The sequence below is a fragment of the Kitasatospora sp. NPDC058190 genome, assembly GCF_042883685.1.
GTDB lineage: Bacteria > Actinomycetota > Actinomycetes > Streptomycetales > Streptomycetaceae > Kitasatospora.
Map to the genome: position 1 here is coordinate 87,968 of NZ_JBHVVI010000004.1, position 12,002 is coordinate 99,969.

The 12,002-nt window shown below is 73.8% G+C and carries 4 protein-coding genes; all 4 read right to left on the minus strand.

What is annotated here, in order from left to right; genetic code table 11:
* Window positions 1-26: 26 nt before the first annotated feature.
* Window positions 27-788: a DeoR/GlpR family DNA-binding transcription regulator gene (locus tag ACFVWU_RS03180; protein WP_387614786.1), complete on the minus strand. Its 762-nt coding sequence runs from the start codon at window positions 786-788 to the stop codon at window positions 27-29.
* Window positions 789-910: 122 nt separating this feature from the next.
* The gene (locus tag ACFVWU_RS03185; protein WP_387614789.1) at window positions 911-11,188 is read right to left on the minus strand and encodes a hypothetical protein; all 10,278 of its coding nucleotides are present in this window, start codon (window positions 11,186-11,188) and stop codon (window positions 911-913) included.
* Window positions 11,185-11,571: a WXG100 family type VII secretion target gene (locus ACFVWU_RS03190; protein ID WP_387614792.1), complete on the minus strand. Its 387-nt coding sequence runs from the start codon at window positions 11,569-11,571 to the stop codon at window positions 11,185-11,187. The genes ACFVWU_RS03185 and ACFVWU_RS03190 overlap by 4 nt, the downstream gene beginning before the upstream one ends.
* Window positions 11,564-11,998: a YbaB/EbfC family nucleoid-associated protein gene (locus tag ACFVWU_RS03195; protein ID WP_387614795.1), complete on the minus strand. Its 435-nt coding sequence runs from the start codon at window positions 11,996-11,998 to the stop codon at window positions 11,564-11,566. The genes ACFVWU_RS03190 and ACFVWU_RS03195 overlap by 8 nt, the downstream gene beginning before the upstream one ends.
* Window positions 11,999-12,002: the final 4 nt, after the last annotated feature.

Consider the following 12,002-nt stretch of genomic DNA (forward strand, 5'->3'; position numbering starts at 1 on the left):
CCGTCGGCGGGGGAGGGGGCGGGTCGTCAGACCCGGATGACCTTGGGGCCGAGCAGGGCGTAGCGTTGGGCCTCGACGGCGGGCAGGCCCGTGTCGGTGACGATCGCCTCGAAGTCGCCGACCTCGGCGAACCGGCAGAAGCTGCTGGCGCCGAACTTGGTGTGCACGCCCATGAAGACCCGCCGCCGGGAGACCTGGAGAGCCTTGGTCTTGACGTCGGCGACGACCGGATCGGGCGTGGTCAGCCCCATCTCCCGGGAGATGCCGTTCGCGCCGATGAAGGCGAGGTCGATGACGAATCCGCTCAGCATGGTGCACGTCCACGAGCCGACCGTGGCGAGCGTGCGCGACCTGACACGGCCGCCGAGGAGCAGCACTGTCAGGTTGTTGCACTCCGCCACCGCGGCGGCGGTCGTCAGCGAGGCGGTCACCACGGTCAGCGGCCGGTCGGTCGGCAGCAGTGACGCCAGGAGTTGGGGGGTGTAGCCCTCGTCGATGAACACCGTCTCGGCCTCGCCGAGGAGGCCGGCGGCGGTGGCCGCGATCCGGCGCTTCTGGTCGACGTTGAGCGTGGTGCGCCGGGCCAGGTCGGTCTCGAAGCCCGCACTCTCGACGGGGTACGCCCCGCCGTGGGTGCGGTGGAGCAGTCCCCGGTCCTCCAGCACGCGCAGATCGCGGCGGACGGTCTCCTGTGCGACGCCGAGCTCGTCGGCGACCCGGGTGACCTCGATCCGGCCCTGCTGGCGTGCCAGGGTGAGGATCCGGTGCTTCCGCTCTTCCCCGCGCATCAAGGGCCTCCTCAACTCCTCTTCCGTAGTGGCCCGTTCGGGCGTCGTCGGCTCGTTCGGTACCTGTTCAGATTTATACCGGCGCCGCGCAGCGCCGGGAGTGCCCGAATCTTGCGGAATCCTTACCAGTCTTTGACCGATTGGGGTCCGTACGAGGTTGGCTCGGGCGCGGGAAATGTCCGAACGGGCGCCGCACTCGCCCGATCGGTGTCCGCCCCGCCCGAACCGCGGGCGGGGCGGCACTCGCTAACGGGTGGTCGGATCGGGCGGGGCGGCCCCCGCCTCCGGGGCTCCGGCGGCGGGGGTTCCGGCGGCCTCGGGGTGTCGCGGGGGCGGGAGCGGCGGCGTCGGGGTGGCCGGCAGGACGGGGGCGACGGGCGAGCTTGCGGGGGAGGGCCCGGTGGTGAGCGGGACCGGGGCGAGGCTGAGACCGCCCGAGGCCGACAGGATCGGCCCGTCCGCCGCCGGCGCCGTGGGACCGACGCCCGGCGGGGTGCCCTGCGCGTCAGCGCGTGCCTGGGCCCGGTCCGGGCCGGGTCGCCCGAGCTGACTGGCCTGGGCGTGCCGCCCGTGGTGCCGCCGCCCTGCCCGGTGACGGGGAGCTGCGGCGGCCGGCCGGCCGTGGGTGCGCCCGCCGGACCGGGCCCGGCGGGCGGGGCGGTCGAGGAGCCCGCGGCAGTGGGCTGGTCGGCGTTGGTCACCGCGGGCACCGACGCGGGTGCCTGGCGGGGTGCGGTGGACGCGGCGAGATCGTCCAGGACGGAGCCGCCGGAGCCGCCGGAGTGGCCCGAGCCGAGGGGGGCTGGGGAGTGGGTGGAGACCGGGGAGACCGGCGACTGCCCGGCGAGGTCCGACAGCACCGAATGCAGGCTCGACACCTCGGAGGCGGCGTCGTTCGGCGGTCGGTGGACGGCGGGAGCCACGGGTGCCGGGCCGGGGTGCCGAGAGGTGTCGAGCGTGACGACGGGCCGCGCGGCGGTGGCGGGTACCGGGGTGACCGTGGCCGGTTGCTGCTGGACGCCGGGTGCGCTCGCAGGACTACCGGTGAGGGTCGGGGCGTTCGCGGGCTGGGCGGATGCGGATACAGGTGCGGATGCGCCTGCCGAGCTGTCGGCGGCGGGCGTACGTGCGGGCTGGGCGGTGGTGGGGGGTGGTGCCGCGCTGGTCGTGGTGGCTGGGGGTGCGCCGGTCGAGGTAGCCGGTGCGGGTACGTTCGCGGGCCGGGCCGGTGGGGGCGGGGCTGCGTTCGCAGGCTCGGTGGGTGCGGGTGCGGCTGTGTTCGCGGGCTGGGAGGAGGTGTTCCCGGGAGGCGCTGCCGGGGTGTGCGCGGCGGGTGTGGAGGCGTCTCCCGGAGCGCCCGCAGGCGCCGGGGCACCAGCCGAACCGCTGCCGGAGGCGCCGGCGTTCGACGAGCCACCGGCGGCCGCGGGTGCGGGTGCGGGCGCCGCCGCGGGCTTCTCCGTCCAGTAGTACAGGTTGCCGTGGGTCGGCACGGCCTCACCGTACGGCCCGTCCTGGTCGACCTTCTGCGTGGTGATGGTCACCGGCTGGCGCACGAGCGCCTGCGGCCCCGTGAGCTCCGCCTTGCCCGCTTCGGTCGGCGCCTTGCCGTGCGGGATGTCGGGAAGCGGCAGGGAGCGGCTGGGCACGCCGGGGGCGTGGGTCACCGGGGTGGAACGATCGGCGGTGGCCTGGCCCCCCAGGTTGATGGGGTTGACCGGAACGTTCACCAGGGGATTCTTGGTCAGCACGGAGAAGTCCGCGGGGGTGGCGCTCCAGGTGTAGCCCTTGGTCGACGTGGTGCTGGAGGCGTTCTCGGCGCCGATGGTGAGCTCGTCCTTCCCCTTGTCGCGGGTGTTGACCTCCACGGCCGGGCCGGTCGGTTCCATCCGGACCGCCAGGCCGGTCCGGCCGTCCGCACCGAGGGGGACCGTCCGGTACTCGGATCCGGGGGTGTTGAGCTGGTGGTAGACGGGCGGCATGGACTGCGCGGAGAACACCTGACGGACCGCCGCCTGCATGTCGACCGACAGGTGCTGCTCCTGCTTCAGCACGTTGCCCGCCGGCAGGCGCGGGTCGCTGACGAAGGACTGGACGACCCGGTGGTGCAGGTCGAGCGCGGGCTGCGGCGTGACGGCGTGGGCGAACGCACTCACGGCCGAGCCGACCGCCCCGGCGCCCGTGGCCAGGGCCGACCCGGTCCGGCCGAGGACGCCGTCGCCCCACGGGCGGGGGGTGGTGAGGGTGTGGACGGCGTTGTCCATCAGCTGGCCGGCGTTGTCGAAGCCGACCATGTCGTGGCCACCGGCGAGTTGCGCCCGCCAGGCGTTGACGTCGGCCGCGTGCGGACCGATCGGCTGGAGCGCGATCCCCCCGCCGGGAGGGGCACCCGACCCGTCGCCGACCGGCTGCGGTGCCTGCGGCTGTGCGACGGGCCGATGCTGGGCGGGCGGCGGCTGGACGGCGGCCGGATCCTGGTCCGCCGCGGGCTTCTCGGTCAGCGGCTCGGGCACCCACGACTCGACCCGCCAAGTCGGGGTGACCGGTTGGGGGGCGTTCCTGAGGTTGACGAACCTTCCGTAGCTGTTGTGCTGGCTGACCGTCACGTCGAAGTGCACGTCGTTGGAGAACTTGTGGTTGGTGCCGAAGCCGGAGGTCTTGTGGCCGACCTCGGTGGTGATCCCCGACTTGGAGGCGTTGGTCAGCGTGCCTTCGATGCCTCCGGCCGGGTTGAAGCTGCCGTTGCTCACGCGGGGGACGCTCTTCGGAGCGCGGCCCGAGAAGCGCACGTTCTGTGTTTCCGCACCCACGGAGCCCGAGCCGCCGGAGTTTCCGGTGACGGTTTGCGAGTTGGTGACCTTGCGGCTGATCTCGTTCTCCGCCTGCTGGTGGTCGTCGCGCCAGCCGCCCTGCGGCACCCCGCGGACCAGCACCTGGGTGATCACCCGGTTGGTGCGGCCCTCGTCCACGTGGGTGGCGAGGATGCCCTTGCCCATCACGTCGTCGGGGTTCGCGCTCAGGTTGTGCGGGGAGAAGGCGTCGGCGAAGGGCAGCGCCGCCGTCGGCACCTCACCCGCCGGCCGTGGACCGTGCAGCTGTCGGTCGATTTCGCCCAGGATCTCGTCACTGCTCGGGACGTGGACGGACGCACCGCCGCTGATGCCGTGGTCGAGCAGTGGGGCGGTGCGCGGGTCGGACGGCTCCGGCGCCTCGGTGTGCCCGCCCAGCGCGCGCACGTCTCCGTCGGAGAGCAGGACGTGCACGATGTGCTCGCTCTGCTGTGGTTCGCCGTAGTACGTCTTGCCGCTGTTGTCGGTGACCCGTCCGACGGTCGTGATCCGGGCGTGGGCCTGGTAGACGTGCCAGGTGCCCTTGGGCGTGGCGAGCGTCCGGGTGGTCGACATCTCGTTCTTGACCGCGTCGCCGCCGGTGACCGTGGCGCCGCCCTTGACCTTGAACCCGCCTCGGATCTGGTAGCTGGACTGGTGTTCGTTCGTCGGATTCTCGGGGAACTTGCCGAAGTCCGGGCCGACTCCGCCCTTCCCCGCGCGGGTCCACTTGTCCTCGACCGCCGTGGACGTCTTGGAGGTGCTCTCGATGGTGAGCTTGCCCTCGCCGGGGAGGGTTTCCAGGTAGTGGAAGTCGGTCATCTGCGTCCGGGTGGACAATCCGGCGGCGCCCTGCCTGATCCCCCAACCCACCTGCTCCTCGCCGGAGTTCGACCAGCCGCCGTGTGACGAGGTGACGGCCCCGCGCAGTTGGTCCGGCCCGCCGAGCAGGTCCACTACCTTGGACAGGTCCGGAGTGCGTCCGAGGTGCCACTGGTCGAAGGCGCTGTTCAGCGCCTTCTCGGCGCTCTCCCGGAAGGCCTGCTGGTCGTCGACGTGCCGGATGAAGTTCGCCTGCGGCAGCCGGGGGATCGCGAGGTGCTCGGGCGGCGGGGTGTCGGCCGGGGTCGCGGGCCGGTGCTGTTCCACCACCAGTTGCCCGCTGTGCGGTTGGAACGTCCGGGTCTGCCCGGCGTGCGCGGAGCCGGCGCCGGTGTCCAGCACCGTGGTGGGGTGCACGGAGTTCTCGCGGCCGACCAACACGTGGTAGGTCACCGGGTAGCCGAACTGGTCGGCCGATGACTTCAGGCTGAACTCGTGCTTGGTCTCGGTGGCCGCGGCCGTGGTGGTCACGTGGCTCTTGCTGGAGGAACCTTCGAGATTGCCGCTGACGAAGGCTCGGGTGGTGTCCGGCGGGTTGAGCGAGCTTCGCACGTTCCCGGAGCCGGTGACCGCGTGCTTGCCGCCGGCGGTGACCACCAGGTCCCCGCCCGAGGTGAGGCTGATGCTGTTCTTCGTGGTGGAGGTCTGGGAGCCGGCGTGCTCGCCGGGGCCCAGGTCGGCCTTGACCAGGATCTCGAACGTCTTCGCGTCGATCCCCGGCAGGTGCGAGCCGTCCAGGGTGATCCGGAACTTGCCGTCGATCAGGTCGGGCCCGCCACGGGCCAGGGCGGACGGGGTGATCTGCTGGTGGAGTTCGTCGAGGTTCTTGACCGCCTGCGGGGTGATCCGGGCGTGGCCCCCGCCCGGGGCACCGGCGGCACCGGCCGGCGGGGGGAGGAGCCCGGGAGCCTCCGTGTGCAGTCGGGTGACGATGTGGTTCGCCAACTCCGCCGAGCCGGGGACCTTGAGGTACGTGGTGCGCTGGCTGTTCAGCGGGTCGCGGAGCCCGGCGGCGTCCGGGGGAGCGGGGGGCGCCGGTCTGGTCGGTGCGGCGGGCGCGTCCGCCGGGGCCGCGTGTGGCTGAGCCGGGTGCTCGGCGCCGGCGCTACCGGCGGCCTCGGCGTGGGTGGCGGGGGCCGCGGTGTGGGCCGGACCGGCCGGGGCGTGCTGGGCGGGGGTGTGGGTGGTGGTGGAGTTGCTCGTGTTGGATTCGGCGGGGGTGTGGGTGGTCGGAGGGTACTGCACCACGCGGCGTACCTGGCCGGTGATGGGCGCCTCCATGGAGATCCGGTGCTCCCCGGGCGGGTGGTCCGTCACGGCGCGGCCGCCGATCTGCACGTTGTTCGTGTCGTGCAGACCGTCGAGGCGCGGGGAGAACCGCTGCTTCGTCACGCTGATGTGGAAGTGCACGTCGGTGGCCACCAGGTCGGCCTTGCCCTCGTGCTCATGGCTGCTCGCCACCTTCACGGTGTGGTAGTTCCTGCTCTCGTGGTCGCGGTTCGCGGTGTAGGAGTAGCCCACCGAACCGCCGGCCCAGGTGGACTCGTGGCTTCCCGGTTCCGTCGACTTCTTCACCTGGCCCACAACACCGCCACTGACTCCCGCGCTCCGGGACGACTTGTTCACGTGGCTCGCCTTGTGCTCGGTCGACGTGTTCGAACCCTGTTCGCTCTTGTGGTCGACGGTGTCCAGCACGGTGGAGCCGTGGGGTTCCAGGGTGAGGTGCAGGTGACCCTCACTGCCGTCGGAGAACCGTATCGGAGTCGACGTCATGCCCCAACCCGCCGCGTGTTCGAACTCGTTGAGCACGTTCTTCGTCGTGAAGAAGTCGTTGATCACCATGTGTGCGGGGGCGTCCGGGCGCTTCTCCTCCGGCAGGGCGTCGAAGACCGCGTTCCGGGCGTCGCCGAGCCCGATGATGGTGAGCGGTTGCCCCTCGGGGTGTGCACCCGGCTCCGGGGCGGGCCGGCCCGCCGGTGCCGGATCCCAGCCTTCCCAGGCCCGTGGCGCGGTCCCGGCAGGGGTCCCTCGGTTGGGGATCTCTGCGGTCACCGAGCCCGTGATCGGCGGACGTCCACCGGGGCCGAGCGGTCGTCCCTGATGATCCAGGACGGTGACGGTGTAGGCGAACTGGGCGATGTGCGGGGAGGTCGGCCCGGTCAGCGTCAGCTTGTTGGACGTCTCGGCCTCCGACGTGACGACGGTTTCCGTCTCGTGGTTCGCCCCGCCGAAGCTGACGTTGGCGGAACCGGTCGCGAACAGGTTCTCGTTGACCGGATGCGTGATGGCCGGCGCGACGTTGAGGGCGGACAGCGTGCGGGAGGCCTGGGTCTTGCGCGGGTCGGGGGTGAAGGTGGACTTGGCGGTCGACTCGATGTCGGTCTTGCCGTCCTTCTCGGCCTGGTCCTTGGTGGGTACGTGCGCGGCCGGTTGCCAGGGGTTCGGCCGGGCGGTGATCTGCACCTCGTGCGGGCGTCCGTTGACGATGATCTGGAACCGCCAGGCGTCGTCGACCATCTGCGGATGGTTCGCGCGGAAGTTGCCGGGCGTGAGCTGGGAGTCGAGCCCCTGCACGACCGTCGTGTCGGTGCGGTGGTCGCCGAGGATGTCGTCGATCCGGGCCCGCACGGCCGCCGGCCCGGGATCATCGGTGATCTTGATCTCGGCGAGGGAGGTGGTGTGCCGGGGGTCGACCGGGGCGGCCGGTGCCGCGGGCGCGGGGCGCGTGGGCGGCGGCGGTGCCGCCTGGTGCGGGTCGACCGGCGCGTGGTCGGGGGCCTGGGTGGCGGGGTCGTGGGTTGCCGGCTGCGCGGTGTGCTGGTTGGCCGCCTCGTGCGAGGTGGATTCCTGGGTGGCGGGTCGCTGGTTGGTAGCGGGCTCGTGCGTCGTGGGTCGGGCCGGGGCGGTCTCCTGGCGGGTGGGGGTCCGGGTGCTGGGCTCGTCGGTGGTGGATTGCCGGCTGGCGGCGGGCCGGGTGGTGGGTTCGTTGGTTGCGGGCTGGGAGTTGGGCTCGTGGGCGGTGGGCTGGTGGGTCGTCTCGTGGGTGGTGGATTCCTGGGTGGCGGGGCGCTGGCTGGTGGCAGGCGTGTCGGCGGGCTCGCGCGTCGTGGGTCGGGCCGGGGTGGGCTCCTGGCTGGTGGGGGTCCGGGTGCTGGGCTCGTGGGCGGCGGGTCGGTCGGTGGCCGGTCGGGTGGGCTCGGCGGCGGAGGGCTGGTGCTGCTGGGCGGCCGGGTCGTGGGGCGTGGGTCGGCTCGCGGTGGCCTCGGCAGGCGGTGCCGCGCGCGAGATCACCGGGGCAGGGGTGTGCGGCCGGCTGGGGACGGCCGCGGGGTACTCGGTGCGGGTGGGGACGGCGACCGGGTCCACCCAGGTGTGCTGGCGCGGCGTCCAGGGCGCGGAGGCGCGGGCGTTCCGCCAACCGGGGTCGGCGCTGACGGGGCCTCGGCCGGTGCTCCCGTCCGCGGGCGACTCCGACGGCGTGCCGGCCTCCGTCCCGGGACGCGAGGCCGGCGCGACCGGGCCGGAGGTGGCCGGCGCCTCGGGCAGTGCGCCGGGCCGGCCGGCCGGGTTCTCCGCCTCCGCCGCAGGCGGACGGCCGTCCGGTGCCTGCTGGACCGGTACCTGGCCGGAGCCCCGGGCGCGGCCGGGCGATTCGACGGGCGGGCGGTAGCTGACCTCGTCGCCCCCGGTCAGCGTGCCGAGCAACTGCAGGTGGCGGTCCCGCAGACCACCCTGGTCGAGACCGGGGTCGGCGGGCGGCTTCCGGTAGTCGCCGAGCAGACTGCCCGGCGCGTCGGCGCGGTGCGGGTTGGTGGGGTCCGCACTTTCGTCCCGCAGGCCCAGCTGGTGCGTGAACTCGTGGGTGTACGTGGTCGGCTCGGCGCCGATCGGCCAGGTGTACTGGTCCGTCCGGCCGCCGTGGGGGACCAGGTCGACGGTGAGGTGCGGATTTCCCTCTGGTCCGACGTGTTCGACCGTGATGTGCAGCCGGTCACCGTTGGGCAGCCGGTGGTTCGGGTCGTTGAAGCGCTGCTGGACGCCCTGCTGGAGGCTGTTGACGGTGTCGGCAGCGTCCTTCGCGTCGCCGTTGAACGCCACCCGGACGGTCAGGTCGGTGTAGCGCGTCTCCTGGAACGTGAAGCGGCGCTGGTCGAAGCCGGAGCGCAGCAGCAAGCGCGGGGCCTGGCGGTCCACCTCGCTCGGCCTCGGTCCGAACGGCCCTCCCGGCCCGGCGGACGGCTGGGCGGTTGGGCCGGGCTGTCGGCTGCCGCCGGACGTCGCGTGAGCGGTCGCGGGCGGCTGCGCGGTCGCGGGCCCATGAGTCGGCGCGGGCGGCTCGGGGGACGGGGCGTGCGGCGTCCCGCCGGACGCCCCGGAGGGCGTGGCGGCCGCCGACACAGCCGGTGGCCGCCGCACCGTCGACCCGCCGCTGCTCCCGTTGTCCGGTACGGCGGTGTTGTGTGTGCCGCCGGTGGCGGGGGTGTTGGGTGCGTTGCTGGTGAGTGGTGGGCGGGTGGGTTGGGTGGTGTGCGGTGGGGTGGGTTCGGGTGTGGTGGTGTGGGCGGTGGCGGGCTGGGCGGGTGCCTGTGCATGGTTGTTCGGCTCGGCGGTGTTGTGTGTGCCGTCGGTGGCCGCCGGGGCGTTCGGTGTGCTGCTGCTGAGTGGTGGGCGGGCGGGTGCGGTGGGGGTCTCGGTGGGCTGGGTGGGGGCCGGGGCCGGCTGGGCTTGGTCCTGCGTGCGAACCGGCGTCCCGCCGTTGCCCGTGCCGGCCGTGACCGTGGTGGAGCCGGCACCCGGGCCGGGTCGGGTGCCCGTGGCCGTACCGGTGTGATCGGTGCCCTGGACGGGTTCCCGGGTCTGGGCCGGGGCCTGGGCGGGCGGGGCGGTGGCAGCCGTCGGTTGTGCGGCCGGTTCCTGCCGCGTTCCCGGCGGCTCGGCGGCGTGCGCGACGGGGGAGGTCGGGGCCGTCCGGCCCTGCCCGGCGGTGTGGCCGGGACCGTCGCTGGTGTGGGTGACCGGTGCCTGGCCGGCCGAGCCCGACGACGGGAGCCCGGCTCCACCGTGCCCGGCGACGGGCGCCGCCGGTTCCGTGGTGACCGGGTGTCCCCCGGCCGTGGTGACCGGGTGCCCGACCCCCGTGCTGACCGGGTGCCCGACCACCGTGGTGGGCGTCGTCCCGCCGGTGGACACCGGGGGGTGCGTCCCATTGGCGGAGGCCGGAGCCTGCTGTGCGGCGGGCGCCGCCGGGGAGGCACCGTCGGCGTCGTGCCAGCCGGGTGCGCGTGGGGCCATCCAGACCCCACCGTCCCGTGGGGAGCCGAACTGCCGGAAGCCGGACCCCTGGCCGCCGGTCCCGCCCCGCGCCGTGCTCGTTCCGTTCGCCGTCGGCCGCTCGCCGTTCGAGGCGGACCCGGTGGCGGGCCGGTCCCCGGTGAGCGTCGTCTCGAAGCCCGGCAAACCCGACGTCGTCCCGGAGGCTTCGGCCGGTGAGCCCGCTGCCGGGCCGGTCGGCGACTTCGCGGTGCCTTCGCCGTCACCGGTGTCGGTCGGGGAGGTGTGCTCACCGGGCGAGGCGGTGGAGGAGCCGCCCGTGGCCGGCGGGGCGGCTGATTCCGACGGCACGTCGTCGCCAGCGGTCGGAGGCGGCGCCGACCGGGTGTCCTCGCCGGAGGTGACGGAGGGCCCGCCCACCGGCTCACCGGCCTTCGAGCCCTGTCCGTCGCCGCCCCGGTGGTCGCCCGATCCGCCGTCGCCGGCGCCGCTGGTCCCCTCCGCCCCGCCGCCGCCCGTTCCCGTCACACCGGTCCCGCCCGGGCCCGCGCCGCCCTCGAACTTGGGCAGGTGCGGCACCACCGGGACGTGGACGTTGATGTCGTCGATCTTGGGCGTGGTGCCGCGGCCGCGGCCCTTGCGGCCGCCCGCCACCCCGCCGACCACACCGCCGGAGGCCGCCATGGCGACGTCGTTCGGTCCACCGAAGACGGAGGTCACCGCCGTGCCGCCGGCGATGCCGCTGACCCCGCCGACGACGCCCTTGCCGATCACGGTGTTGGCCGCGTTCTTGAAGAGGCCGCGCGCCCCCTCGCCGACGATCCCGCCGACGCCCCCGCCGATCCCGCCGCTGGCCGCCGAGATCCCGACGGAGGTCCAGTCCCACGAGGTGCGGTCGTGCATGAGCCTCTGGAGGCCCTGGATCCCGAGGTCCATGCCGGCCAGGAGGGCGGCGCCCCTGGCGACGGCCATCGCCAGCCGGCGCAGGATCAGAGAGACCGCCACCCGCGCCGAGGTGACCGCGGCGGGGATCGCCTCCGGTGCCCAGAAGGACAGGTCGACGATCTCGTTCGCCAGCCACACCAGCTGCGCGAGGATCATCATCTTGGCGTGCTGGAGCTGCACCCCGGTGTCGCGCGCGGCCAGACCCAGCTGCCCCGCGGCCCCGGCGACATCGGGGATGCTCGACCCCAGGCTCTGGACGAACCGCGTGAACTGGTCCGCGACCTGGCCGCCGACGTGCTGGAGCACGGCACTCCCGGCGGGTCCGAGCCGGTCGACGACGGCGATCAGCCGCCGCTTGGCGTCCTCCCAGATGTGGCCCAGCCCGGCCATGGCGTCCTCGTCGCCCTTGGGCCACCGGGAGCCGACCGCCAGGGAGGCGACCCATTCGAGCGCGGGGGGCAGCTGGATGGTCACGGCTTGCCCGGCCGGCCCGTGTGTCCGCCGCCGGTTCCCCCGACGGACGGGCGGTTCTCGCCGCCGCCCTTGAGGGTCTGCGCGTGGGCGATGTTCTGGTCCTCCAGCCGGCGGTAGTTCTTCGCCATGGTGTCGATGCCGTCGGCCGTCTCGTTCACGACCTCGGACATGGCCGTGAAGCCGAGGAGGAGCTGGTCGCGGGGGCCCCGGTACACCTCGGAGAACTGCCGGCCGGTCTCGTCGTTGCCCCAGCAGGGGCCGACCTCCGCGAGCCTCTCGGTGAGACTGGCGCCGATGCCGTGGAATTCCGCGGCGATCTCCCGTACGCGGGAGATCGGCTCGCGCAGGCCCTCCGGGTCCACGGAGAAGGTTCGGTCAGCCACGGATGCCTCCAGGGTTCAGGCCGGTGTCGATGTAGTCCCGCACCTCGTCCGGCATGCCCGGGGACTCGGGCAGCAGTGCGGTGGGGTCGCCCTCGCCGCGGAGCAGCGAGGCGGCGTTCGCCCCCGACGGCAGCTGGAGGTCGGTCATCCGGGCGACCTGCTCCAGCGCGTCGCGGCGCGCCTCGGCGATGGTCGTCAGCAGGGCCTCCGAGAGCTCCTTCGGGGTCAGCCGCCGGAACGCGCCCGTGGGGAACTCGATCCCGGTGACGTCGCCCACGGCATTGACGGTCACCTTCACGGTCTGCCGGGGTGCGGTCGCCGTCCCGGTGGTCTCGTTGATCCTGCGTCGGGTCTCGGCCGCGCCCTCGCGCTGCCGCTGGTAGAGCGCGAGGAGTTCCTCGATCTCCTGGTCGTACGTCGAGCTCATGGTT